Origin of the sequence: Fredinandcohnia quinoae, assembly GCF_022427965.1 — a bacterium.
In the GTDB taxonomy this organism is placed as follows: Bacteria; Bacillota; Bacilli; order Bacillales; family Bacillaceae_L; genus Ferdinandcohnia; species Ferdinandcohnia quinoae.
The window spans coordinates 15,990-41,118 of record NZ_JAKTTI010000035.1 but is presented as its reverse complement, the minus strand read 5'-3'; the positions used below and the strand labels follow the sequence as shown (position 1 = coordinate 41,118).

24 protein-coding genes are annotated in these 25,129 nt (G+C 37.0%); 12 read left to right on the top strand and 12 right to left on the bottom strand.

The genetic code is table 11. The annotated features are described in order from the left end of the window. Window positions 1-180: 180 nt before the first annotated feature. From MJG50_RS17840 to MJG50_RS17830, 3 genes are all read right to left on the bottom strand, one after another. Window positions 181-651, bottom strand: coding sequence for a CBO0543 family protein (locus tag MJG50_RS17840; RefSeq protein WP_240257119.1), 471 nt, complete (start codon window positions 649-651; stop codon window positions 181-183). Then, on the bottom strand, window positions 648-1,139 hold the full coding sequence (locus tag MJG50_RS17835; protein WP_240257118.1) for a CBO0543 family protein: 492 nt from the start codon (window positions 1,137-1,139) through the stop codon (window positions 648-650). The genes MJG50_RS17840 and MJG50_RS17835 overlap by 4 nt, the downstream gene beginning before the upstream one ends. Before the next feature lie 200 nt (window positions 1,140-1,339). After that, window positions 1,340-2,512, bottom strand: coding sequence for an MFS transporter (locus MJG50_RS17830; RefSeq protein WP_240257117.1), 1,173 nt, complete (start codon window positions 2,510-2,512; stop codon window positions 1,340-1,342). Window positions 2,513-2,595: 83 nt separating this feature from the next. On the opposite strand from MJG50_RS17830, the gene yeiL reads away from it, so the two are divergent. Then, window positions 2,596-3,273 (top strand): transcriptional regulator YeiL, encoded by a 678-nt coding sequence (gene yeiL / locus MJG50_RS17825; RefSeq protein ID WP_240257116.1) that lies wholly within the window; start codon window positions 2,596-2,598, stop codon window positions 3,271-3,273. 141 nt (window positions 3,274-3,414) lie between these two features. Here the strand turns inward: yeiL and MJG50_RS17820 are convergent, their stop codons facing one another. From MJG50_RS17820 to MJG50_RS17810, 3 genes are read right to left on the bottom strand one after another with little or no spacing between them, the layout of a single operon-like run. Then, window positions 3,415-3,999, bottom strand: coding sequence for a TetR/AcrR family transcriptional regulator (locus MJG50_RS17820; RefSeq protein WP_240257115.1), 585 nt, complete (start codon window positions 3,997-3,999; stop codon window positions 3,415-3,417). 30 nt (window positions 4,000-4,029) lie between these two features. Beyond that, a complete protein-coding gene (locus MJG50_RS17815; protein WP_240257114.1) occupies window positions 4,030-4,806 on the bottom strand; it encodes a DNA alkylation repair protein in 777 nt (258 codons plus the stop codon). Continuing rightward, a complete protein-coding gene (locus MJG50_RS17810; RefSeq protein ID WP_240257113.1) occupies window positions 4,803-5,255 on the bottom strand; it encodes a VOC family protein in 453 nt (150 codons plus the stop codon). The genes MJG50_RS17815 and MJG50_RS17810 overlap by 4 nt, the downstream gene beginning before the upstream one ends. Before the next feature lie 346 nt (window positions 5,256-5,601). On the opposite strand from MJG50_RS17810, the gene MJG50_RS17805 reads away from it, so the two are divergent. Next, window positions 5,602-6,135 (top strand): GNAT family N-acetyltransferase, encoded by a 534-nt coding sequence (locus MJG50_RS17805; RefSeq protein ID WP_240257112.1) that lies wholly within the window; start codon window positions 5,602-5,604, stop codon window positions 6,133-6,135. Between the two features lie 233 nt (window positions 6,136-6,368). On the opposite strand, the gene MJG50_RS17800 is transcribed toward MJG50_RS17805, so the two are convergent. Further along, window positions 6,369-7,607 carry an MFS transporter gene (locus MJG50_RS17800; protein WP_240257111.1) on the bottom strand — a complete coding sequence of 413 codons (1,239 nt, stop codon included), beginning with the start codon at window positions 7,605-7,607 and terminating at the stop codon, window positions 6,369-6,371. Window positions 7,608-8,407: 800 nt separating this feature from the next. Between MJG50_RS17800 and MJG50_RS17795 the strand changes: the two genes are divergently transcribed. The 3 genes from MJG50_RS17795 (at window position 8,408) to MJG50_RS17785 (ending at window position 11,762) form a co-directional block, all read left to right on the top strand. After that, entirely contained in the window at window positions 8,408-8,764 is a 357-nt protein-coding gene (locus MJG50_RS17795) for a nucleotide excision repair endonuclease (protein ID WP_240257110.1), read from the top strand. A gap of 75 nt (window positions 8,765-8,839) precedes the next feature. Further along, the gene (locus MJG50_RS17790) at window positions 8,840-9,802 is read left to right on the top strand and encodes a TRM11 family SAM-dependent methyltransferase (RefSeq protein ID WP_240257109.1); all 963 of its coding nucleotides are present in this window, start codon (window positions 8,840-8,842) and stop codon (window positions 9,800-9,802) included. 568 nt (window positions 9,803-10,370) lie between these two features. Then, window positions 10,371-11,762 (top strand): GGDEF domain-containing protein, encoded by a 1,392-nt coding sequence (locus MJG50_RS17785; protein ID WP_240257108.1) that lies wholly within the window; start codon window positions 10,371-10,373, stop codon window positions 11,760-11,762. Window positions 11,763-12,000: 238 nt separating this feature from the next. Here MJG50_RS17785 and MJG50_RS17780 read toward each other — a convergent pair whose 3' ends face one another. Then, window positions 12,001-12,480 (bottom strand): PAS domain-containing protein, encoded by a 480-nt coding sequence (locus MJG50_RS17780; protein WP_240257107.1) that lies wholly within the window; start codon window positions 12,478-12,480, stop codon window positions 12,001-12,003. Between the two features lie 266 nt (window positions 12,481-12,746). Between MJG50_RS17780 and MJG50_RS17775 the strand changes: the two genes are divergently transcribed. The 7 genes from MJG50_RS17775 (at window position 12,747) to MJG50_RS17745 (ending at window position 21,662) form a co-directional block, all read left to right on the top strand. Continuing rightward, entirely contained in the window at window positions 12,747-13,211 is a 465-nt protein-coding gene (locus MJG50_RS17775; RefSeq protein ID WP_240257106.1) for an SRPBCC family protein, read from the top strand. Window positions 13,212-13,610: 399 nt separating this feature from the next. Further along, entirely contained in the window at window positions 13,611-14,522 is a 912-nt protein-coding gene (locus tag MJG50_RS17770) for a prenyltransferase/squalene oxidase repeat-containing protein (protein WP_240257105.1), read from the top strand. A 59-nt stretch (window positions 14,523-14,581) separates the two neighbouring features. Next, on the top strand, window positions 14,582-15,283 hold the full coding sequence (locus tag MJG50_RS17765) for an MBL fold metallo-hydrolase (protein ID WP_240257104.1): 702 nt from the start codon (window positions 14,582-14,584) through the stop codon (window positions 15,281-15,283). A 291-nt stretch (window positions 15,284-15,574) separates the two neighbouring features. Then, entirely contained in the window at window positions 15,575-15,838 is a 264-nt protein-coding gene (locus tag MJG50_RS17760; RefSeq protein WP_240257103.1) for a heterocycloanthracin/sonorensin family bacteriocin, read from the top strand. Window positions 15,839-16,161: 323 nt separating this feature from the next. Further along, a complete protein-coding gene (locus MJG50_RS17755; protein ID WP_240257102.1) occupies window positions 16,162-18,117 on the top strand; it encodes a putative thiazole-containing bacteriocin maturation protein in 1,956 nt (651 codons plus the stop codon). After that, window positions 18,117-20,057 carry a TOMM precursor leader peptide-binding protein gene (locus MJG50_RS17750; protein WP_240257101.1) on the top strand — a complete coding sequence of 647 codons (1,941 nt, stop codon included), beginning with the start codon at window positions 18,117-18,119 and terminating at the stop codon, window positions 20,055-20,057. Before MJG50_RS17755 ends, MJG50_RS17750 begins: the two co-directional genes overlap by 1 nt. Window positions 20,058-20,081: 24 nt before the next feature. Continuing rightward, window positions 20,082-21,662 carry a SagB family peptide dehydrogenase gene (locus MJG50_RS17745; protein ID WP_240257100.1) on the top strand — a complete coding sequence of 527 codons (1,581 nt, stop codon included), beginning with the start codon at window positions 20,082-20,084 and terminating at the stop codon, window positions 21,660-21,662. A gap of 277 nt (window positions 21,663-21,939) precedes the next feature. On the opposite strand, the gene MJG50_RS17740 is transcribed toward MJG50_RS17745, so the two are convergent. The 4 genes from MJG50_RS17740 to MJG50_RS17725 form a co-directional block, all read right to left on the bottom strand. Further along, window positions 21,940-22,668, bottom strand: coding sequence for an ABC transporter permease (locus tag MJG50_RS17740; protein ID WP_240257099.1), 729 nt, complete (start codon window positions 22,666-22,668; stop codon window positions 21,940-21,942). Window positions 22,669-22,699: 31 nt separating this feature from the next. Beyond that, window positions 22,700-23,644 (bottom strand): ATP-binding cassette domain-containing protein, encoded by a 945-nt coding sequence (locus MJG50_RS17735; protein WP_240257098.1) that lies wholly within the window; start codon window positions 23,642-23,644, stop codon window positions 22,700-22,702. A 141-nt stretch (window positions 23,645-23,785) separates the two neighbouring features. Next, on the bottom strand, window positions 23,786-24,385 hold the full coding sequence (locus MJG50_RS17730; protein WP_240257097.1) for a TetR/AcrR family transcriptional regulator: 600 nt from the start codon (window positions 24,383-24,385) through the stop codon (window positions 23,786-23,788). 464 nt (window positions 24,386-24,849) lie between these two features. Next, complete coding sequence (locus MJG50_RS17725) at window positions 24,850-25,089, bottom strand: hypothetical protein (protein ID WP_240257096.1); 240 nt, start codon at window positions 25,087-25,089, stop codon at window positions 24,850-24,852. Window positions 25,090-25,129: the final 40 nt, after the last annotated feature.

Genomic DNA, 25,129 nt, shown 5'->3' with positions numbered 1-25,129 from the left:
ACTGGATGTTCCACAACTATTTTCGACACCGATGAAGTAGAAGCAATTGGTCGTGAACTGTATCATAAGTAAATGAAATTATGAATAGGGGAAATTTTAAGCCACAAATAAACAAGATATTGAATAAAATCTTGTTTATTTGTGGTTTTTTATATAACAAAGCTTTCTTAACAAAACTCTTTAATATACTATTCCTTTATTAAACCAAAATACAAACTTTTTTACTATATATAGGGCAATTAAATTTACTATATAAGCAAAAATGAAGTTCCAATTTTTGTAATGGATTAAAGAAGTATATTTTTCTAAAATGAATACGAGAGAAGGCAAAGTCGAACCGTACAATAGATAGTAAATAGTAATCCATTTGAAATTCTTCTTTGTGGGATACAGGAGAATAAAAAAGACAGCAAAGGTTGGAAATATTACAAAATGTAAAGAAAAACTCATCATTGTTGCATTTTTAAATTCTCTGAAGGGAAATTCAATTAATTCATGTCTGACTTGAAAGTATTCATATATCCAAGAAAAGGTTTGTGCAAACAAAAAGGTTATTTGTGCTAACCTTCTGTTGGCTTTTGGTATAAAAGTTAATAAACAAAATATCGCAATTAACCATAGAGATACTAATATGATTATTTCTTTATTCATTGGTGTCCCACCTTTTTTAATCTTTTGATGAACCAAAGGTAGTAGTGGTGATTTATGAACAAAGAGATAATAATGCTGATTAATGACCAATGCCATTTCCACTCATCATAATGAACCAAATTAGTTGTTTTCTCTAAAATCACTTCAATAGTCGTAAAGACACTAGCAAATATCGAATAGTATAAAAATTTCACTGTAATGTTTTTATTTTTAGGAAAATATAAGCTAAAGAAAACCGATAAGATAGGGAAGAAGAGAAACTCAAATGAAAAACTGGTTTTATTGTATTTATTTGCATCAATTAAGAGTTGAACAGGGTAATTAATCCACCCCATTTCTACCGCAAACAGTCCTGCTGGCCAAGTGATAAATTGAAGAGATAAAAATAATAACCATGCTTCTCTTGCTTTCTCCTTTGGCAAAAACAACCCTATCAATAAAATATTTAAAATAATGATTCCAACTATTATCCATCTCTCTAAGTTCATTTTTGGTCACCTCAAAAAGAAGGTCTACGTAATATCTCAATTAGTTTATCCACTAATAAATTGTATTATTTTTCTAACCTCTGATAATCACTAGGTTAGAAATATAAGTAACAGATTGCTGATATTTTTTTAGATGGAATCAGGAACAAAAAAGTGAAGTTGAGAAGATTGAATCGGTTTCGTAAGAACTGACCAGTCATTTAAAAAGAAAGTAAAACTTCCTTTCTAAGTTCTTGATTTCGATATTTAAGTGCAAGCACCATTGCCGGTAGGGTACAAATTAGCATTCCGATAAAGGCATATTTTGGCTCAATTTCGTATAAAAAGCCACCAAAAATGGTAAACACAGCAGTGCTCCAGCTAAGGGCAAGCGCTGAATACATGCCTTGTGCTTTCGATACTTGAGCGTGTGGTATGTTGTTGATTAAGTATTTCATAAAAGCATAATGTCCCATGGCAAATGAAAATGCATGTAAAGTTTGTGCGATACAGAATACTATTACACTTGGATAGACAAACACTAGTAACCAACGAATAGAAGAACCTATCGCTGCTAATGTCAGTAAAGTACCTACTGAAAATCGGTTAAAGCTTTTATCTGCGATAGAGAAGAAAATGATTTCTGCAATCACCGCAATGTTAAGAATGAGACCAATTAGGTAGATTGGTGCATGGATATCTTGTAAGAAAATATAGCCATAATTGTAATAAGTAGCATGTGCTGCTTGCAGCAAAATAACAATGATGAGTACCGAACTAAAATGTTTGATACGGAATAAATGTAATATGCCCACTTTCTGTGTTTGGTCTACTTTCGGCTTTTCCGATAAAATATCTGGTGCACGCATAAAACCAAGACATACAAATCCGATTATTCCAAGCAATAGTGCCCAAAAAATCACTTCATCTCCAAGCATTCCTGTAAAAATAGTTAACACCATTCCAACCGAGACAAACCCAATGGATCCCCACTGACGACTTCTACCATAGTGTCTTAATTGTTTACTTTGCATTAGGACACTTGCTGCACTATCTAAAGCAGGCATCAGTGTTGGAAAAAATAAATGTAAAATAATAGTTACCGCAAGTAAACTAGTGAAGGAACTTGCCGGAATATAACAAAGAATGGCTATCAGTGTGCCGATTCCCGCTACATTTAATAGTAGTTTGCTACTAAATTTCCCGGATAAATAAGGAAATGCAAATAATGTAGAGATGCCTCTTGCAATTAATCCTAAGCTCATGATCAGACTCGCTTGGGAGACTGAAATTCCTTTTGTATAAATCATCCACCCTGACCAATATGGTAGAAAAATGCCCCATGTCATAAAAAAACTAAAAAACTTTATACTCATCCAGCGTTGTGTGTTCATTCTTATCCTCCTCGTGTTGATTGCATGATATCATGGGATTAAATACTAATAATATGAGATATCTCATATTTTTGAGGTGAAATATGGAAGTTTACAAAGGTGGAAAGAAGGGACTGTATATGGAGAAGCATTCAATTGCACATATATTTTCCTTCCCAGTCGAAGAGTATATGGAAGTGCATGAATACAGGCGGGATGAGTGGATCATCAAAGAGGGCATGAGACCGGATTTTTTATTTTATGTAATCGAAGGAAATGCAAAAATATATTTAACACATCAAAATGGAAAAGTCTCTTTAATTAATTTTATCAATGCAAATGATTATATTGGGGAAATGGAATTATTAAATGATGTGTACTATACAAAGGGGATTCAGGCATCAACAAAGACCATTTGTTTTGCGCTTCCGTTTCACCGCTATCGAACAAAATTACTGGAGGATGCAAAATTTCTACGTGAATTAACTAACTTTCTAAGTGTAAAGGCTACACATATGGCAGCGAAGTATTCTCAAAGTTTAGCTTTCCCACTTGAAAACCGGCTTGCGGATTTTATTCTACAAACAGCCGATCAAGGGATTTATAAGGAGAAACATATAACGGTTTGTGATTATTTAGGTGTATCATATAGGCACTTATTGCATGTATTTGCACAATTTTGTGATAAAAATTACTTACAAAAGCAAGGACGAAACTATCAAATCAAACAATATGATTACTTGTATGAACTTGCTGAGGTGTTGAAAAATCAACCAATTTGATTAAACCAAAAACAAACTCTAAAGGACTCCATGTGAAAATTCTGGAGTTAAAATACCAATGAATTTGAATTGTCTTTTCATTTAACTTTGTTGGTATCGGAAAGCATGCGCTGAAACATTGTCATCAGCGCAGCAATCCGTTTAAGTTCTAAATTTCTCCAACAACATGGAAATGATTTTCATAGTTTCCTCGACTGATTCTGCTACATTTGGCATCTGTGCAATCCATAGAGCAGATTCATTCAGCGCACCCGATAGGATATGTGTTAATGCATCAATGGATATCGATTCAAAGTAACCTTGATTCTGCATTAATTGAAGTTGTTCGTGTAATAGCTGCATAGAGCCTTTTTCGTCCATGCTCCGCCAGGTTTCCCAGCCTAGCACAGCCGGTCCATCAATAAGCATGATTCGCTTGTTTTTTTCTTCAACTGCTGCGGTAACAAAGGCAAGGCATCCAAGAATAAGCTGGTCCCATAAATCCTCACTTTGGGCTGCTTCAGATTCAACCCTTTCAGCTACTTCTCTCTGAACAGACTCTAGTACAGCGAGAAAGAGTCCTTTCTTACTCCCAAAATGATGATAGACTGCCCCTCTTGTTAAATTAGCTTCCTTAACTATTTCATCCAATACAGTAGCTGCGTAGCCATGCTCGGTAAAATGCTTTCTAGCAACTTCTCTGAGTTGGTTTATTGTTTCGTAACTTTCTTCCTTACTTCTTTTCATGAAAGGTGATTCTCCTATTCATATTATTACTCATAGTATTTCCAATAGATCTAGAGCCTCTGGATCACCCGAACTGGCTAGAGAACGTAAGCCGTGACGAATAACCCATTTAATCCTATCCTCTTTTAGATCCAAACTGCGAAGCCAATCAAGCGTAGTATCTCTGTAGTCCTTTGTTAGGTCGTTCAAATGGTTAGCTATTGACTTTCTTACATAGTAAGAAGGATCCTTTAATAATGGCGTTAATAAATCAAGATTATTGGCCGGATTCCCTTTAATGGCATTCATACGCTTCGCCCAAGGAAGACGTGGACGTGTACCTTCACTAACTAAGCGACGAACATGAGGGTTAGTGTCATGCAACCAGTTGTTTAAATACCCCAAACATTCATCTGGATAGCCTTGCAAATAAGGACGGATGGCATATTCTGATGTATGTCGCTTAGTAATTTCATACAAAGCGTACATGGAAATTTCAAAATGCTGTAGACCATATTTTTCTACAAAAAAGGCTACGGGCATTAAAAAATAACCATTTGTAAACATTCCTTGTTCTGTTTCATTTTCCGGCCCTAGTATTTTTAGGAGAATGTTTAATGCCTCCGAATAATCGGTTGGAAGAACGTTTCTTAATTCATCAGATATGACAGCGACTCTTCCTTTTAATTCTAACGGCCCAACTTGGTTAGCAACGGATTGAATAAACAAATCTGATGGGAAAATTGGATAATAGGGTTCTATCAGATTAGAGAGATGGTGAGCCAACTCTACATCAAAGTAATCCTTTAGTGCTTTACTTGCACTCATCTGTTTACCTCTTCATTAATAGTTGACCATACATTCTCAACGTATTGAGTACTTTCCTCTTGTGAAGGGGGAATGATCTTTATAACGTCAATTAGGACTCCGTTTGGATCACTTGTTATGAAGTGTCGCTGTCCGAATACTTCATCACGAATATCAAGTTGTAGCGGGAGTTTTTCGGAAATAATGAGCCTACGATACTCCTGATCTACATCCTCCACTTCAAAGTTCAAAATCAAACCTTGAACTGATTTTTGGTAAGCACTTGGAATAGTGGGATGTGAAGTATCTATGATAGCCAATTCAAAAGGAAAGTTACTCTGGGACTTTCTTAAACTAACGTACCAGTCCGCTTTATATACGATATCAAATCCAAAGAAATCTGTGTAAAATTTTGAACTTTCTTCAACCTTCTCTGTCAAAATAACAGGGTAAAAGCTATTTGTTTTCATTGGATAAATCATCCTCCTTTTTTGATTTTAATTTAACATACATACAGTATGTTTGTAAAAGGATTTATCACTCATATTCATAAAATTTTTGTATTACTTAAAGAGGCAAATTGATAGCGTACTGAGAAGTGGGTGTTGTGTATGAAAACTTTAGAAAAGGTAACTAGGATAGTATTTTTAATTGAAATGAGTAAGATGAAATTGTGAAATTAGTGTGAAAACACATCAGGTGGGTATAGCATTTTTCAGTACTATTCTTTATTGAAATTCTAGTAAATTCACAAAGTTGAATCAAAATTTGAATTTAAACATATAAATATTACTATGTTTACCAGGGGGTATATTAATGTTAGATATAATAAACAATCAAAATTGTGTAATTCGAACTGGAAAATTAGAAGATGCGGAGGCACTTTTAGAAATATCAAATTCCGTTATTTCCGAGGGAGAATATTTCATCACAGTATCTGAAGAGTTAGAAAAAAAGTCTTTAAAAGAACAAAGGGAACAAATACAAGAGGTATTAAACAATGAAAAAGCAACTTTAATAGTTGCAGAAATAAATGATGTGGTTGTAGGTTCGATTGTATTTCGTTCAAATAAATTAAAAAGACTATCTCACACAGGTTCTATTTCAATGTCTATTAATGAAAATTATAGAGGCTTGGGTATTGGAAAATTACTTCTTAGAGCATTGTTGGGTTGGGCAGAAACCCACCCTCTAATTGAAAAGGTAAGTTTGGGGGTATTCTCAACAAATCAAAGGGCAATATCATTATACCAGAGTATGGGATTTATCGAGGAAGGTCGTAAAGTGAAAGAATTTAAGATAAATGAAAATAAATATGTTGACGATATTCTTATGTACAAGTTTGTATAATAATAGTTATAGTTTGTGATAGATTGTACTTACTCTAATAGGCATTTTAATTGAACAAAAAAGACCACCAAATTATGATGATGGTCTTTTCCCGTTATGAAAACGTGAGTCTAGTAGCTTCAATTTCTTTACCTTGTTTCATCACAATCTTTTCATCTACTGTACTTTCGACATTAGAAAATTTTATATTTTTATAAATTTGTCATTCAGATTCTTATTATCTTAATGCATTTTTAGATTTCGTCATCTTCTATTCGTGCTTTTCGCATCGATGAAAGACTGAACCATAGTCCGCATAAAGCTAGTCCAGCTATCGAAATCCATAAAGCCGTTATGAAACCTAGTCCGTCAGCGAGGGTACCTCCTAATGGAGCGCCGATAACGACTGCACTACGGTTGATAGATCGCAGTGTGGCATTCATACGACCTTGCAGATGAGATGGCGTGACATACTGTCGATATCCCATTTCAAGAGGACCCTCGATTCCCATGGCAAAGCCGTAAAAGAGCTGCCCTACAACTACAAAAATGAGAGCTATGTACTGCGAGTCGAAGTTGTTAGCTGTTGGTGCTAGAGCCATCAAGATAACAGCTGGACCATAGAGAATTCGAGAAAAAGCCATTGCACGCCCGACACCAAAGCGCTCACCCGCTCGAGTAGATAGAGAGCTTCCAACGACAGCACCGACACCTGCAGCGGCCAGGACATACCCAAGGTACGAGGCATCGAAGCCAAGCTCCATCAAAAAAAAGGATATTAGAACCGTCATTGTCATGCTATGAAAGAGAAACCAAGCATGAGTGTTTAAGGCGAGTGTACGTAGGTATTGGTGTTGGTAGACCCAGTGCAGACCTTCCTTGATTTGCTGACCAAGGGGATTAGCCTTCACTTTTTTTGAGGGCTGGTGTTTAATCGATGTCATTAATATAGCAGAAAATAGATACGATACGGCATCAAAAAGAAGGGCAAATGGTGCACCGATCCATGAGACAAGTCCACCTCCAATGGCTGGCCCGCTCGTTTCCGCAACAGCTGAGCTTTGTTCTAACCGTGCATTTGCTCGTGTTAATAAAGAACGTGGGACTAATTGTGGCACAAAGGACTGGTAGGCAGCATCATTAAAAAGAGACATAGCACCAAAGAGAACCAGCAGGACCATTAGCCAGCCAATACTGATTGCTCCTGTGATAGACATTAAGCAAATGAAGATAAGTATAATGCCGCGCCCCATATCTGTTACCACCAGTACAGTCTTTTGGTGAAAACGATCAACCAAAACCCCCGCTATTAATCCCAACAGTACGTACGGAAGCCATCTGGATGCTGAAACCCAGCCAACATCAACAGCACTGCCTCCCATATTACTAACCACCAATACCTGAAGAGCCAGGGTAGTAATATATGTGCCAAAGTTTGAAGTTGTCGATGCAATCCAAAAACGAACAAAGCTTCTGTGCACCCTTAATTTCATCGGGGGTTCACCTCTTTTGACAATTTATCCATCTAATAAATATAGTAATCTATAATCGACTTTCAAAAAAAATGTAAACATATATTTAACTTTTCTTCAATTAATAGCAAATATCCTTCTTCCTTCTCCAAATCAAGTTCATCAACAATAAATAACAGAAGAATATAATTTTAACAGAGATTGTTTTTGAGGAGTTTTATAAGTAAGCATTCAGTTTAATAAAAAAACCTCATTTAGATACACTGCGGTGAACCTTACCGTAAGTGATGGTAAAGCGGAGATTCTAACTCCAAGTATAAAGCGACAGAAATACAGCCGTTTTATTTATTACTCATTACCTTGTATCAGGTTAAGCACCTGATCTGATCAGATAAATAGCGGAAGAAAATCCTTCTATTTAGTAAATTGAATAAAAAATAGTTAAAATAGACGGAAAAACTCCGCCTATTGACTCGAAAAACATGAAAGTTGAGGGATTTGCTTCGTATAAGCGGAAAACCTTCCCTTATTTGCCCCAAAAACAGCTCTATTTTGCATATAACCGGAAATCCTCCGCTTATTTTCGCTGGTTTCATAATTAAGGAGAAATCTTATTAAAAGGGAAGTGAGTTGTGTGTGCTTTGATTTTAGACTTCTTTTTGACTGTAAGTGTTCTTATGGATAAATCAAAGACACAGTTATTGGTATACATTAATATCTCTTTAAATTGAGAATCTCATTTACCGTGCCATAAGTAAATGATGTAATTTCATTACTGTTATGATAGCATTTAAAGGACTATGAAAGAGGACGTGAATGTAGTGATAAACATAACTATTCCAAAACCAAGTGTTACCATTACCAAACAGAATAATCCCGAGTTAAGTAATATTTATGGCTTTACTGATTTTCATCTTATCCCTAGAGATAAGGGTGGTATTTTTATGTTTTTTAACAATAATCAAGAACTATTATTTGTTGGTAAGGCAAGGAAATTACGACCAAGAATTAAAAAGCATTTTGAGGATAATGTATCTCCAATCAAAATGCATAGAGATGAAGTTACTAAAATTGAAGTTTGTATTATTGAAGACCCTGTGCATAGAGAAATATATGAAACGTATATAATTAGTGAACTCAAGTCAAAGTACAATATTGATAAGGTGTTCTTTAGGTAAATTTTCATTAATAAAGGCAATAGGTACTGTTAAGCCAGACCTATTGCCTTTTAAATTTATATCATAAAGGATGGAATGGAATTGGAGAGTCAACATACAAAATCAACGATCTATATCTATACATATGCTTGTTATGAGGATGAACGTTCATTGTGTGCTTTGGAAATGCGCTCATTATTTGGGATGGAGTCACAAACAAACATCTTGGAAAGCCATATGAAAATTGATCCAAGTCGAAGTCCGTTTATTAAGGAAAGACTTGCTGTAATTTATGAGGGGAAAAGTCTTCAAAAACTCATTGAACAAGTAGCGGCTTTACAAGTAACTGGGGAAACATTCAAAGTGTATTATATAAAAAGTGGTGGTCCTTCAAAAAATGTTGAGGAAGGATTTGAGAACCGACGTACAATTGAGAAGGAAATAGGATTACATATCAATGGAGTGGCTGATATTCATCACCCAAAGCGATTGTTTGGCGTGATGAATATAAACGGAAGATGGGTATTCGGAGATTATGTTAAAAGTGAGTCTGTTTGGTTTCGACATCAACGGAAGCCGCATAATTACTCCACTGCGCTTAACACACGTGTGGCAAGAGCAGTTGTGAATATCGCCATTCCTGATCCAAGCGGTATAAAGGCAATTGACCCTTGCTGCGGAATTGGGACGGTGCTTGTTGAAGCTTTATCAATGGGGATTGACATAGTGGGGAGCGACAGGAATCGTCTTATTCTGGGTGGAACCAGAGAGAATATTGCCCACTTTGGGCTTTCTGGAGAGGTGAAATTAACAGATATCCGTGACATCAAAAATCAATATGATGTAGCGATTATCGATTTACCTTATAATTTATGTTCTGTAATCACACCTAAGGAACAAGCCGAAATGCTTCAAAGTGCGCGCAGGTTTGCCAGAAAAGTCGTAGTGATATCTGTTGAACCAATCGATGAAATCCTAATCAATGTTGGGTTTTGCATTATTGACCGCGCAGTTGTTAAGAAAGGGTCCTTTACTCGCGAAGTGATTATCTGTAAGTAAGTATTTACTAATTTATAAAATAAAACCTCATTTAGATACGTCAAAGGGACCTTACCGTAAGCGATGGTAAAGCGGAGATTCTAACTCCAAGTATAAAGCGGCAGAAATACTGCCGTTTTATTTATTACTCAGTAACTTGTATCAGGTTAAGCACCCGATCTGATCAGATAAATAGCGGAAGAAAATTCCTCTATTTAGTAAATAGAATAAAAAATAGTTAAAATAGACGGAAAAACTCCGCCTATTGATTCGAAAAGCATGGAAATTGAAGGATTTGCTTCGTATAAGCGGAAAACCTTCCCTTATTTACCCCGAAATGAAGCCTATTTTGCATATAACCGGAAAACCTTCGCTTATTTTACCTAATTAAGACAAAAGTTCTTTAGTGAAAAGGAAGTTAGATGGCCTTTGGTGCCTTTATATTATCATTCTTATAAATCCAAGACAGCCTCATTTATTAATATAGCATCTTTAAAGTAAATAATAATAGGAGCTATTTTAATGCCCCACAGTGTATAATAATTTTGGTTATATTCACCCAAATTAGATACATAGAGGAATTTAAAAAATGAAATTATCTTCAATTAAAGGTAATGATGATCAAAAGAATTTTGTCGCGTACTCAGATGGGTTATTTTTTGAACGGCTTAAAATGGTTTCTTTTATGCTCATTTTCACATATCCCGGCTTTCTTTATTCTGACTTATTTCTATTAAATAACGTGACTGACCAGGTGTATAGATGGGTTCTTGCTTCTATTCACCTTACAGGTTTTTTTCTGTCTATTATTTTTCTTCTCAGTTATTATTTTTACAAGAATGCGCCTAAAGGTCCCATCATCCATCTCTACATCGTCTTATTTCTATTTATCGGTGCAACGGCTTCTATAAACAGCCAATTATTAAATGGTAATCTTTATGCGTATATCATTATTTTACTTGGGGTTTCTGTTATTTTTCCTATTCATCCGGGTACACTTTTGATTTATTTATGTAGTGTCCACATTTACTTTTTGATTGGATTATTTTTTATAGATCCTAACCATCTTTCGTTAATTACAAAAATGATCAATTCAACCGGTGCGGCGGTTATTTCCTTCACGATTGCATTTATGCTCTATCAGCTGCGAAAAAGTGATTTTGAAAATAAATGCAAGTTAAGAAGAAATTCTAAGAGTTTTCGAAGATTATTTCATATGAACCCATATCCATTGATTCTTACAAACCTACAAAATGATGAAATTTTGCTGATTAATCAACAGGCCATTGAATATTATCATCTGCAGGATCAAGACATGGCGAAAATAGATGGTAAGTTTTTATTTACAAATCCTTTTGAAAAACAGACTATTTTAAAAATGCTTGGCGAGCATCAAAGTATCAAAAATTATGAACTGGAGTATCAAGTAAGTCCCAATCTGAAAAAATGGGCGATGCTAAGCCTGGAATTGGTCGAGTATTTGGATCAGTCCTGCATTCTAATTGGGGTTACGGATATTACAAACCTGAAGATAAAAGAAGAAGAGCTGCTCAAGCACGCCTCATTCGATACGCTAACAGGAGTGATGAACCGGCGTAGCGGGATGCTCTTGTTGGAAGAGAAAATACAAGGGTCTTATCAGCAAGAGTTCATTGTTTGCTATATTGATATAAACGGGTTAAAAACCGTCAATGATAACTTTGGTCACTCAGCTGGGGATGATCTCATCAAAACAAGCTGCGAGATCATCAATCGTAATATCGATGCTGGCGATGTGCTATTCCGAATGGGTGGTGACGAATTTATCATCGTTTTCTCTGGAAAAGATAGAGAAAAAGTGGAAGAGATATGGGCAAATATCAAGCAAGAATTTCAAAGCTTCAATCAGTCAGCACAACAGCCTTATGAACTTTCAGCAAGCCACGCCACGGTTTCTCCTATTATAAGCCCGGCACAATTACCACTGTGGAGGAAATCCTAGATGCTGCAGATCAAACGATGTATGAAGAAAAGATTTCAATGCGGGGGATTGCTTCTAGTTAAACTCAGTTTCTGTTCACTACGAATCTAAGTGGGTAGGTCCAGCTTTAAATGAGTATTTACCTTTTTGTCCTCGGACTGAAGAAGGTCTGGACTAAGAGTTTATAAAACTTCTATATATAAAGAAAAACACATTGAATGGACGGATTCAGTGTGTTTTTCGTTGGAAAAGGCCCTTTTTATTCAGGCTTAACAGCTATAAATTCGTCAATCGTTTCAGGGGTACGTTTTCCTTCTTTTCCTTGGAAAAGGTCGATATTAACGGTTACATCCATACATCCAAGATATTTTCCGTTTTCATCACGTACGGCCATGAATTTTTGATAAATTTGACCAGTTTCTATACCGGAGCGTTTTGGAAACCAAAATTCCCAATCATCGCGTGCTCCTGAACGAAAATCATTCAACAATTTTTCAACATGATGAGCCATTTTTGGGTGCAACTCAAGTACATGGCGGCCAATAGCCTCTTTACGACGACCATGCACGCGGTTGGGATTATTTGAATACCAGCGGAAAATATCATTGGCATCGCAAAAGCCCATTTCAAATGGTAAAAGATTTATAATTGAATCCAAAGTGCTTGCTTTAATTGCACCCGTTTCAAAATTAATGACAGCATCAGGACTAATTAACTCAGACAATTTTTCTTCAGACATATAAAAACCTCCCTAATGAAATCTTCCTTTATGTGAAAATACAATAGTACAAACAGTAGTGGGAAAAAACCGACCACATCATGGTAATGATTATCTAACATCATTAATGATAGCATTAATAATAATGGAGAAATGTGATTTATCTCACAAGAAATGTTTTTGATTATTACTTGTAATTGTGGGAAAAGAAGGATATGTTACAAGGTATTAACGTCTTAGCATGAAATTTGAAGTAAAGTAGTGAAATTGAAAAAGGTGGTATTATAATGACGATCTCAAATATTGAATCTAAAGTACAAGTAGAGATGCTTATTAGAAAACCTGTTGATGAGGTATTCAATGCATTTATTGACCCTGCGATTACAACGAAATTTTGGTTTACTAAGGCAAGTGGAAAATTAGAAGCAGGAAAACGTATCAGATGGGATTGGGAGATGTTCGGAGTTTCTGCACAGCTTGATGTAAAAGAAATTGAACAAAACAAGAGAATTCTCATACAATTTGATGATGACACTACTGTGGAGTGGACTTTTACCCCTCGGGGAACCGAAGAAACTTTTGTTGCGATTACAAATGGAGGATTCCAAGGTGATTCAAATGAAATAGTGAATCAGGTGATTGATGCAACAGGTGGTTATACCATTGTACTTTGCGGTCTAAAAGCCCTTCTTGAACATAACATACGCTTAAATCTTGTCTCAGATAGATTTCCTGATGCGAATATTGGTTGAAATTAAATCAAGGGTTTTAGACAAAAGAACCAAACATGCTTGATGTATACAATAAAAGATCGAGCGGAATAACTCAAAGAACTATTGGTATTTTAAGAAAAGAGAATGAAGATTTAAAAATTATAAGCCAAAAATAACAAGTTATAAAAGGACTTGAGTATTTTTGGTTTATTTTATTGGCCTAGAATAGACTTTATTAATACTTTTTTCATGAATTTCATTTATAATTTGCTGGTTCTTCCTTGTCCTCAAATAACTAATGATTCACCATAATTATGTAGTATTAGCACGTATTGCTCAGTATACTTATGGGGAAACGCATTTCTTTTATTACTAAATAGCGGACGTTGAAAATACAACTATCAATCTATTTGTTAAGGTAATATGGAGGTTATCGGTGTGGAAACTAATAAAACTATTCAATATTCAATTGAGGACACTATTAAATTTCTTGAATCATATCCGGATGTGCCTATTGAACGAATTGAAGATAGCCGTAGAAAATGGGATGGGCTCTGGTGGCATATGGCAACCCTTTATGAGATGGGGGAAGTAAAGCAAATTCCTGAATCAGCTATTGCAAAAGCTAAATATATTCTTGAAGCTCAGACCTGGCCCATTTTCCTTAAATCTGTCGAAGACCATCCAACAACTGAAATCGATAATATGAAGATGGATTGCTGCCACTGTGAGCTCGCAGTATACTATATGATTTTGATGGACTATGGCTGTGATTTGGATAAGGAACTGCCTTGGATTCGCGAATGGTTCTTAGAGCATCAGCTATCCGATGGTGGGTTGAATTGTGAACCCGATGCTTATACTCATTCTAATAAGAGTTCAATCATTTCGACACTACCTCCTCTTGAGGCAATTCTATGGTATACGAATCGCGATTTCACTGAGAAGGAAGCCTTTTTCTTGGATCAAGGCGCTCGTTATTTGATTGAACATCAACTTGTATGTTCTAAAAAAACGGGAGACATCATCGATAAGGAATGGCTAAAGCCTTGCTTTCCAAGGTTTTTTGAATACGATATACTACGGGGCATGTCTTACTTGGTGGAGTGGTCACGTCGCAGGAATAAACCGTTACCGACAGACCTACTTCGTAAAGGTATCCAACTCCTGGATAGCCATGCCGAAGCAACGGGAATAAGAATAGGGAGGCAAGTGTTTGATCCAAAGGGGCCATGGGGTGGGCACACCTTTACACTTCTAGAAGCCGTATCCGAAATTGGCCATATTTCTCCCTTTCTCACCAAATCCTTTAATGTAATTAAAAGCCAATTGAATCTCGCTCTTACTTAATAAATTTTTTATAAATACTTAAATCTCATTTAAATAAGTACAGTAATTGGGAGGATAGAATGAAAACATATCTCGAAGAAATAACGAAAGGTGTGTACGCCTTTTTATTATGGGATGAATCCTGGAACTCATATAATAACTGCTACTTGTTGCTCGAAAACAATGATATTATACTTATTGATTCAGGTAAGGAAGAACATTCTCGTTTCCTGTTTTCCGCACTAAAAAGTATAGGGATTTCCAAGAGTGATATCACTCGCTTTATTGCTACACACGCTCATAAAGACCATATCGGGGGAATTCAATTTTTAGGAGAAATCGAAGGCTTTATTCATAATAAAGATTTAGAATTGATTCCAGAAAATCTTAGATACAAATTAAAAATGAGTCTCCCAGATAACGGTTCGATTGTAAGTAATCTAGATTGTGTGCTTCTTGGACATCATACCAAAGGTTCTGTCTCACTATATCATCGTGAAAGCAAGGTGTTATTTTGTGGTGACCATATTTGCTTCTTTGCAGAACCTTTGAATGACCATAATGTTGTAGGTACTGGCAAATTGGAAAGAGAAAAATTTAAACAGTTTGTGTCTGATTGGTCTCAAAACGAGGAAATGAGAAAACAACATAATTTTAGTTTATTTATCGAAGGCATAAAGGATATTAATAAATTTGATGTAGAATATTTGTGTACGGGACATGGAATTGTTTTAAAAGGCAATATCAATCAATTTTTTTCAGAACTACTTGAAATTGAATAGTGGCTTGTGTAGCTGCAAGGAAAAAGATGAACTTAGTAGAATGCTAAGTTCATCTTTTTGTGTTCTGGGTCGTTTTTTCACTTAGATATCTACTGTAATCATAGGGATATTAGGAAAAGGTTTTTCATGCAAAGCGCCGGTTTCTTCTTTAGTTTTTTTTAGGCTCTGCCATCAGTATCACCTGCCTAAATGGAATCATATTTTGTTAAAGAGAGTATACGAACTATCTGATGGATTTAATGCCCAATTTCATTCTGCTCTCTAATTATTAAACACAAAGGAGAAGAAGAAATGAATAATTTTCAAAATCAATTACAAGGCTTGGAAATGACTCCATACCAAGCGGGTGAGTTAATGCCTCTGGATCCTTATAGTGAAGAGGCACGTCAATATGAGATGTTCGGAGGCGGCGGTTCCCGTTGCGGTGGATCTCATCGTTGTGGGGGTTTTAGCTGCTTTAGGTGCTTTAATTGTTTTAATTGCTTTAGTTGTTTTAGGTGTTTCAACTGTTCTAACTGCTTTAGATGTCATAATTGTTTCCGCTGTTGGGGTTAATGGTTCATTTCAACCATTTAGTGATGTAAAGACGTCGCTCTGTTATAAAGTCTGTTGATTTCCGTTCCTCAATGGAAATTTTCTAAGAATAATCATTTCAGGAACAGGATGATCGTTGCCTGTTCCAAGGGTGCTTCGCTTTACACGACTTGCACAGCGGGAGCGTCTATCGGACCTACCACTGACCTTTTCTGCTGCCACTAATAAAAGTGTCCTTGCATGATTGCAGGGACACTGCTTTTTTCGCTATTCATAACGGACAAATAAAACTACATAGAATGGTAGTGCATAGTTTGAAACGATTAGAAATAAGGAGGAGCTGAATGACAAAACTTAACGTTTCCTCGCGTTTGAAGGTAAAAAGAGATACATTTTATCTGCTTGATCAAGAAGGTGGTGTGTATTTTAGAAATAACGAAAGCTCATTCCGTATGAAAGGCAGTTCCATCTATCAGTGGATTGAAACACTTATACCGATGTTCAATGGGGAGCAAACATTGGGAGAATTAACAAAAGGACTAACGGCACCGTATAAGAAAAGAGTTTACGAGATTGGAGAAACATTGTACCAGAATGGCTTTGTACGAGATATTAGTAAAGATCGGCCGCATCATTTAACTAGTACGGTTCTTGAAAAATATTCTATGCAAATTGAATTTATCGAGAGTTTTGTTGATTCTGGTGCGTATCACTTTCAGAAATTCCGTCAGGCTAAAGTTCTGGCTATCGGAGCCGGTCCCATTATGGTTTCATTGGTGGGCTCATTAATTGAATCAGGTCTTCCTAAATTAAACGTTATGGTGACAGAATCAATTCCTACAAATCGCCCGCGGATTGATGAGCTAGTGCAGAATGCCCGTGAAGTCGACTCCGAGGTGGAAGTGAAGGAGATCCAATTTGAAAAAGGGGAACACAAGAGCTTTTGGAAACAGGCTATACAGCCATATGATTGGGTTCTATATGTCTCCCAGGATGGAAATGTAAATGAACTAAGGAATCTTCATGCTGTTTGCAAGGAGGAAAGAAAGGTATTTCTACCTGCCATATGTTTAGGGCAAGTAGGACTATCTGGTCCAGTCGTTCATCCAGAATCAGATGGCTGCTGGGAGTCTGCATGGCGCCGCCTTCATCAATCTACAGTTCAAGCAGATCAGCAACGTATCAACTTCTCTTCAACAACTGGATCCATTCTGGCAAATGTCATTGTATTTGAATTTTTCAAGAAAGCTGCAGGAATTACGGGTTCGGCCCAAAGTAATCAAATTTATCTGCTTGATCTTGAAACATTGGAAGGTAACTGGCTATCATTCCTTGCCCACCCGTTGGTTTCGTCTACAACGATAACTCCCAGGCAGGTAGAAGACCTTGATATAAGAATTAAACATGAATCTAATAGAAATTCTCCTCCGACTAAACTATTGGAGTATTTTAGCCGGCTCACTTCTGAACAGATCGGAATTTTTCATTCGTGGGAGGAGCGAAATTTGCCACAGCTTCCTCTTGCACAGTGCTTTGTTCAAGCAGTTAATCCAGTTTCCGAGGGACCAGCAGCACTTCTTTCAGAAGTTGTTTGTGCTGGTTTAACACATGAGGAAGCTAAAAGACATGCCGGGCTGACTGGCATTGAAATGTATGTTTCAACATTGATTGATTCACCTATTAAGGGATTTAAAAATCAGAATGATCATGTTGACTCGAGTTTTCCAGAGGGGTTTATGGGTATTGGTGCTGGAGAAACAATTGAAGAGGCTATTTGTAGAGGGATCCAAAGATATTTAGATGAAGAAATAAAAGAAAGAGAGGGAGATCAACAGGGCGCGATTTTAGACTTGCAGCTAGGATCAATAGAAGATCCGCATTGCAAATATTATTTTAATGCACTAACTACCTTGAATGGACCAACAATTATCCATTTAAGAGAGGGTATTCTGGGCTTCCCTATCATACGGGTAAGGTCGAATGGCCAATGGTACACTAAGGCAGGTTTAAATATAACGCTCGCATTACGCAATGCATTACAACTTGCGCTTTTAAACACTCAAAACGAGGTACAGGTAAGACATCAAATGGATCCAGCCGAATTCCTGGAAAAGGAGGAATCTAAACTCAACATTCCTTCTTGTGATGGAATGACTCAATTAGAGCTATTACAATCTTCCGTCCAGGTCTTACGAGAGAACCGGAAGCACTTATTTGTTTATGATCTTTCGTTTGAGCCATTTTTACAAGGAGAACTAGCGGGGGTGTATGGTGTACAGGTTCGAGAGGGGGGATCCTAATGGCAGCCTTCATTTTAATGGAAGGAAAGGGTCTATTAGCGGATATTGTCTATCATCAATTATCCGGAAGCTATCCGATAAAGCGTCAAAGTATAGTGGAAGACGTCCCGGTTGGCACAGAATTAGCTCTGGTGCTTCACGATTCCTGGCATCCGTCGGCACATCAAAAAGCGGAAAGTAGATTTAGAGATGCGGGTATCCCATGGCTTCGGGGTTTTGTCTCGTTTGGGGAAGGGATCATCGGTCCGTTCGTACGCCCAGAAACACCTGGATGTTCTTACTGTGCTGATATCCGGCGGATTATAGCGGGGGCTGATCGTCAAGAAATGTGGGAGATTCAAGGAAAAATGGCTGCAGGAGAGGGTTTACAGCGGGATGCTTGGGTATCACGAACGGGATTATCTCACATGGCAGATTTGATAAGTAATGAAGTTAAGAGGATTCTTCAAGGAGAATCCAGCAATTTAAATGAAAAAGTGTTCATTACAAATCTGAAAACATTATCGGTCTCTCTTCACTTTTTCTTACCTGACCCAATGTGCCCGATGTGCAGTACATTACCCAATGATACATCAGAATTAGCTCAAATTCGGTTAGAATCTATCCCTAAAACCAATGCGGGTGGTTATCGAAGTCGTTCAATGAATGAATTAAAAGCTTTCCTAGTTAAGGATTATCTCGATTCTCGTACCGGGCTTATGAATGGGAAAATACAAGATTTTAGACTGCCGTTTGCAGATGTTTTAGTGAACATGCCACTGTTTGGAGGAGATGAGGGAGTGGCAGGAAGGACGAATTCTTATGAAATGAGTGAACTGACTGCCATTTTGGAAGGCTTGGAGCGATATTGCGGGATTGAGCCTCGAGGAAAAAGGACAATCGTTCGTGATAGTTATCATCATTTAGAAAATAATGCATTGAATCCAACGAGTGTAGGTGTTCATGAATCTGAACAATATGAAATGCCCCATTTTCCTTTTAAAAAGTTTAATCCTGATGCCCCAATGGATTGGGTCTGGGGTTATTCATTTTTACAAGAAAGACCAATTTTGATTCCAAAGTTACTTGCCTATTATAGTCTAAGCTGTGGAGATGGCTTTGTGTACGAAACGTCAAATGGATGTGCATTAGGGGGGAGTTTAGAGGAAGCCATTTTGCATGCCATCATGGAGGTCGTCGAGAGGGATTCATTTTTGTTAACCTGGTATGCGAGGCTTCCTCTCCCACGACTTGATCTTCGTACTGCAAATGATCCAGAATTACAGCTGATGGTGGACCGTATTCATGATGTAGCCGGGTATGACCTTTATTTTTACAATTCGACGATGGAACATGGAATTCCAAGCGTTTGGGCAGTGGCAAAAAACAGAAGATCCAAGGGTGTAAACATTATTTGTGCAGCGGGTGCGAATCTGGATCCTGTAAGGGCTGTAAAAAGCACAATTTACGAGCTTGCAGGAATGATGTTTAGGGATGACGAAAAATTGGAGACAAATAGACAGGAATATGAAAGGATGCTCCTAGACCCGTTCGCAGTACGGACTATGGAGGACCATGGGATGCTATACGGTCTGCGAGAGGCAGAGGAACGACTGAATTTTTTATTGGATGATGATCGTCCTTTACGTACATTTGCTGAGGAATTTAAGGAGCCACCAGCCAATACTGATTTAAAAGATGATCTTCAGGATATTCTTCTGAAGTTTCGCCGTTTGAACCTTGAGGTTATTGTGGTTGACCAAACCACGCCGATCACCAAACGGAATGGATTATTTTGTGTGAAGGTAATCATTCCTGGTATGTTACCAATGACATTTGGGCATCATCTCACTCGGGTGAAGGGCCTGGAAAGAGTGCTCAAGGTACCTGTACAACTAGGATTCGAGACGAAACCATTAACGTATGAACAGCTAAATCCATTTCCCCATCCATTCCCATAATGGAAGAGTAGGAGGACAAATGATTTGGAGCTAAAAACATTCCTACATCAACTGCATTTTGACACGGATAAAAGCTTTCCCCCAGATTGGAAGGTTGATTGGGAAGACGCGCCACTTCCATATAAATTGTACCGTGGCTTGCCAGAAACTCCTCTGACCGCAGAAGTGCCCTTAACTCTCACGAAGATCGAAACTGGTCTAAATCCTAGTCTAGAAGTGCTTGGCCATTTCTTATGGTATGTATACGGTCTAACTCAATACTCTCAGTCGCCTTTATTTGATGAAACCAACGGAAAAAATGTGAGCTTTACACAATCGTTACGAAGATTTGTTCCCTCAGGAGGGGCATTGTATCCGAATGAATTATATGTGTATTTAAAGCTGGATGACGCCCCAAAAGGAATATACCATTACGATGTGGCGCATCACCGTCTTATTTTGTTAAGGGAAGGAAATTACGATTACTACTTATCTAGAAGTCTTGGAGAAAACGTTCCTATTTCTGACTGTTTTTGCACTGTTTTTGTCTCAACTGTTTTTTGGAAAAACTTTTATAAATACAATAATTTCTCCTACAGGCTTCAAGGGTTAGATGCAGGAGTGGTAATTGGGCAATCCTTAGAAGTGGGTCATGTGATGGGGTTCTCAACACGGGTATGTTATCAATTTCTTGATCGGTCTATTAATCATTTACTTGGATTGTCCGAGCAGGAGGAAAGTGTATATGCAGTGATCCCATTAAGTATAAAATCGTCAATACCATGTTTTGACAACGATCAAACGAGAGAAGAAACTGTGAATGCATCTGAACTGTGCCGGGAAGTTCCAATGTTGAATCATACTTCCTATAATCGTTCAAAGAAGGTTTTTGATTACCCACTACTGAGAAAACTGAATGAAGAATCGATGTTTGAAACAACAAAGTCGTTTGTAAAATTAAAAGAAAATGATGCCGAGCCTTCCTTAGGTACGGAGTTAACATTGTTGCCATTTTCAGAGAGTTTTTCGTACGATATCGCAGCTGTTTGCAGAAAGCGGTATTCTCCAGATAGCGATTTTACGTTAGGAAAAGTGAGTCTTACAGAATTATCTACTTTATTAAAAGAGACATTTTCCTTCTTGTATCAAAATGATCTTGATAATACAAAGGGACATATTGAGAGTCGTGTTTCTCTATATGGCAGTTTTTATAATGTAGAGGGAATTCCTAACGGTGCCTATTCTTATGACAAAGGCACTCATGCACTACGGAGAATATCCAAGGGGGATTACCGGGAGCTTTTACAGTCAGGATTAACAATGCCAAATATAAATTTGTTTCATGTTCCAATCTGTCTGCATGTAGTTGGAGACAAAGGTCATCTCAAAGAGATATTTGGGTATCGAGGATACCGTATTCAACAGATGGAAGCGGGCATTCTCGTGCAACGGATGCTCTTAGTGTCGGGTGCTTTAGGAATGGGCGGGCATCCATTGTTAGGATATGATGCAAGCCAATGTGATGAACTTTATAGAATCAAATTGAAAGGAAAAACAAGTCTGATTCAAATTCCCATCGGGTCATACCGCCCACGCGCCTGGTTAAAAGGGAGCTTGCATACGTAGGAAGGGCAAAAGGAACGTACTGTTTTTTATGCAAGAATGGATTTTTCAGCATAGGATTTCATAGGTACTGAACATGAGCATTCAAAATAGGAATATGCACCTAAAAAGGAATTGGATAATGTATACCAATTCCTTGTTTTTGGCCTTTTAAATAACTGCAGTGGACTGTATTATAAGTAGATGGTATTGGATTTATTATTGCTGGGTTATTATCAGTGATTTTCACAATTACATATTTTTTGCGCATTTCTCACTTTATAGAGGTTGCTTTACTACCTTATTCCGCTTTCTTTCTCTTAAAAACAATAGTGGCAATTATGATAGAGAGAATCATCAAAGAACCAAACCATAAAAGCGTTAGATAAGCGCTATTACCGATTGGAGTTCCTGTTAAAAATCCGCGTAATGTTTCAATAAGAGGTGTCAATGGTTGATGTTCAGCAAAAGGGTGTAGCCATTTCGGCATTGTCTCAGTAGGAACAAAGGCACTGCTTATATAGGGTAAAAATATGATGAAAAAGGTAAATGCACTCGCTGCTTCCACGCTTTTTGCAATTAATCCCAAAACAACAGCTACCCAACTAATGGCAAATAAAAATAAACTAAGGTAGCCCACAACACCGAACCAATCCCAAAATTCTGCATTAGGCCTGAAACCAATTAGTAATGCAACAACAAAGACAATGATTGCACCAATTGCATTTCGAACAAAGCTACCGATAACATGACCAACTAGTAAAGAAGAGGGTCTGATTGGCATACTTCGAAAGCGTTCAAATAAACCGCCAACTATATCTTGAGCGACGCTTCCAGCTGTCATGGAACTAGCATACCCTACACAGGTTATGATAACGCCTGGAACAACATAGTTTATATAGTCTGTGCCAGTATTTATAGCACCACCAAATACAAAAACAAACATTAGCATAAGCACTACAGGTAAACCAATACTTAGAAATAAAACGTCAGGATTTCTTAAAATGTGTTTAAAACTACGTCGTGACATGGTCCATCCATCTTTTATAACCCATTTTATCTCATCCATATTTAACTTCTCCTTCCGGTTTATGACTAGTAATCTCCATAAAAACATCTTCCAGAGTCGGTTTACGGAAATAGATATCTATTGGCATCATATCTTGTTCATGTAATGTATTTAACGTATTTCGCAAGTCTTCAGTAGTGTCCTTTACTGTAAGGATCAGGCATTTGCTTTCATGATCCGTCTGCCCATCAAGTAAGTTATGTGCTTTAATAAGGTTGGCTTCTGACTGGAACTGTAGGACTAGCTTTTCTTCGCCTATCATCCTTTTTAGCTCTTCGGCAGTACCTTCTACAACAATTTTCCCATTGTGAATAAGGGCAATTTTATCTGCGAGCTGGTCAGCTTCTTCTAAATATTGGGTTGTTAAAAAAATCGTTATACCGTTACTAGCAAGCTCTTTAATCAATATCCACATATTCAATCGACTTCTTGGATCTAAACCTGTAGTAGGCTCATCTAAAAAGATGACCTTTGGATTTGCAAGTAAACTCAGTGCGATATCTAATCTCCGGCGCATTCCACCAGAATAAGATTTTGCTTGTTTTTTAGCAGCCTCTAACAAATCAAATTGTTTTAGTAAAGTAGCTGTACGCTTTTTGACAGTACTTCGGTTAAGGTGATTGAGACGTCCCATCATCTGTAGATTTTCTTCTCCTGTTAATAACTCATCTACAGTCGCGTATTGTCCCGTTAAACTAATACGTTTTTTCACCGAGTTAGCTTCACGGTATGTGTCTAGACCGTCGATCATAGCAATTCCTTCATCTGGTCGAATCAACGTGGATAATATGCGAATAGTCGTTGTTTTACCTGCGCCATTTTCACCTAATAGTGCAAATATTTGTCCGCGCTCTACTTCAAAATTAATACCATCTAAAACTTTCTGGCTTCCATAAGACTTTTTCAAATCTTTAACAGAAATAATCGAGTCATTCATCGTATCTCACTCCTTGTGTTTTATGATTGATTCATTCAGTCAAAACAAAGGTAGAAAAATGACTGAATGTTTTTGGTTGATTCATTCAGTCAATATCATAATATGATAATCCAATTGAAGTGTCAATAAAAAAAGTAGCGATTAACGAGTGGATAGCATTCTTAATAGTATATCAACTTTTCGATCGATATTATGATTCCAAAAAATGAGATCATCTGCCATAATGCCGGAGATAACATTTAGAAAAATCTCTAAAATTTCTCGCGAATCACCTTGGATAATTTCACCATTTTTTTGACCCTCTATAATCCAAGGTAATAATGACTCAATATATATTTCCCCACTATTTAATACCAGATCTTGAATGTGTTCGGGCAATTTGTCCGATTTTCCTAAATGCTGAATGATTCTAAAAATATCGCTGTTACCTTCCTTTAATCCAAACGTTACAAAGGATTTTAACTTATCAAGTGGGGACAGTATGGTTTTACCCAACTCATCCAACTTTTTTTTCGTATCGGCTACTTCCATTCCCCATTCTAAACTTTCAAACAATACTTCTTCTTTCGAACTAAAATAATGGTAAACTAAGCCGTGTGAAACACCAGCTTCCTTTGCAATCATACCTATCTTTGTTAACTTAACACCATTTTCAGCAAATACCTTTAGAGCAGCAATCATAATTTGTTTCTTACGTTCATCACGTATATCTTTTAATTGATCTTCATTTAAAGGGGCCATAGGAAAGTATCTCCTTTTATTTTGATAGTACGTCGTTATTATACCATTTTGTGTGTGAATATTTTAGTTCCTAGGTGCTTATAAAAAGAGGAATCAAATTAAGGGTTCTCAATCAGATAGATGGTGGAAATCAAATTAAGCTCCCGATTAGATAAATAGCGGAAAAAAACTCCGCTAATTAGTAAATAACATAAAAAATAGATAAAATAGCAGAAGAATTTCCGCCTATTGACTCGATAAACACGAAAATTAGGGGATTTGCATCATATAAGCGGAAAACCTTCCCTTATTTACCCCGAAACGAACTTCATTCAGCAGTTAACGGAAAAATTTCCGCTTATCTTACTTTCGCTTTCGTTGGAATGTTATATATGGGAAACCTACGAGTAGAACAAATCCTTATTTCAGCGTTTCAAATACGAAGAAGTACGTAAAAAAGGACTCAGTAAAAATTCAAGCCAGGTTTATTTATTTGATAGTTTTAATCTCCAAGTGATTGATAGTATGAAGGCAACCATTCCAGATAGAACAAGAGTGTAATACAGCAAAAAGAAAACAAACTCTCCATAATCTTCGAGGGATTTAAAAGGATTTTGAGTTATATTTGGCTCGGAAATAATACCAATTATAAAAATGGGAATAAACAAAATGAAGAACCTTTTCCAGAAGAATGACTTGTAATCTTTATTCGAATGTATTGACATCCGAAATACCCCCCTTCTAATATCTACCAATTATATCACG

Excerpts from the sequence above, each read along its gene's own strand:
- MJG50_RS17835 (WP_240257118.1), bottom strand. The coding sequence starts at position 1,139 with ATGAACTTAGAGAGATGGATAATAGTTGGAATCATTATTTTAAATATT.
- MJG50_RS17810 (WP_240257113.1), bottom strand. The coding sequence starts at position 5,255 with ATGAAAACAAATAGCTTTTACCCTGTTATTTTGACAGAGAAGGTTGAA.
- MJG50_RS17815 (WP_240257114.1), bottom strand. The coding sequence starts at position 4,806 with ATGAGTGCAAGTAAAGCACTAAAGGATTACTTTGATGTAGAGTTGGCT.
- MJG50_RS17800 (WP_240257111.1), bottom strand. The coding sequence starts at position 7,607 with ATGAAATTAAGGGTGCACAGAAGCTTTGTTCGTTTTTGGATTGCATCG.
- MJG50_RS17805 (WP_240257112.1), top strand. The coding sequence starts at position 5,602 with ATGTTAGATATAATAAACAATCAAAATTGTGTAATTCGAACTGGAAAA.
- MJG50_RS17750 (WP_240257101.1), top strand. The coding sequence starts at position 18,117 with ATGGCAGCCTTCATTTTAATGGAAGGAAAGGGTCTATTAGCGGATATT.
- MJG50_RS17730 (WP_240257097.1), bottom strand. The coding sequence starts at position 24,385 with ATGGCCCCTTTAAATGAAGATCAATTAAAAGATATACGTGATGAACGT.
- MJG50_RS17830 (WP_240257117.1), bottom strand. The coding sequence starts at position 2,512 with ATGAACACACAACGCTGGATGAGTATAAAGTTTTTTAGTTTTTTTATG.
- MJG50_RS17725 (WP_240257096.1), bottom strand. The coding sequence starts at position 25,089 with ATGTCAATACATTCGAATAAAGATTACAAGTCATTCTTCTGGAAAAGG.
- yeiL (WP_240257116.1), top strand. The coding sequence starts at position 2,596 with ATGGAAGTTTACAAAGGTGGAAAGAAGGGACTGTATATGGAGAAGCAT.
- MJG50_RS17780 (WP_240257107.1), bottom strand. The coding sequence starts at position 12,480 with ATGTCTGAAGAAAAATTGTCTGAGTTAATTAGTCCTGATGCTGTCATT.
- MJG50_RS17785 (WP_240257108.1), top strand. The coding sequence starts at position 10,371 with ATGAAATTATCTTCAATTAAAGGTAATGATGATCAAAAGAATTTTGTC.
- MJG50_RS17740 (WP_240257099.1), bottom strand. The coding sequence starts at position 22,668 with ATGTCACGACGTAGTTTTAAACACATTTTAAGAAATCCTGACGTTTTA.
- MJG50_RS17735 (WP_240257098.1), bottom strand. The coding sequence starts at position 23,644 with ATGAATGACTCGATTATTTCTGTTAAAGATTTGAAAAAGTCTTATGGA.
- MJG50_RS17840 (WP_240257119.1), bottom strand. The coding sequence starts at position 651 with ATGAATAAAGAAATAATCATATTAGTATCTCTATGGTTAATTGCGATA.
- MJG50_RS17755 (WP_240257102.1), top strand. The coding sequence starts at position 16,162 with ATGACAAAACTTAACGTTTCCTCGCGTTTGAAGGTAAAAAGAGATACA.
- MJG50_RS17820 (WP_240257115.1), bottom strand. The coding sequence starts at position 3,999 with ATGAAAAGAAGTAAGGAAGAAAGTTACGAAACAATAAACCAACTCAGA.
- MJG50_RS17775 (WP_240257106.1), top strand. The coding sequence starts at position 12,747 with ATGACGATCTCAAATATTGAATCTAAAGTACAAGTAGAGATGCTTATT.
- MJG50_RS17760 (WP_240257103.1), top strand. The coding sequence starts at position 15,575 with ATGAATAATTTTCAAAATCAATTACAAGGCTTGGAAATGACTCCATAC.
- MJG50_RS17790 (WP_240257109.1), top strand. The coding sequence starts at position 8,840 with ATGGAATTGGAGAGTCAACATACAAAATCAACGATCTATATCTATACA.
- MJG50_RS17765 (WP_240257104.1), top strand. The coding sequence starts at position 14,582 with ATGAAAACATATCTCGAAGAAATAACGAAAGGTGTGTACGCCTTTTTA.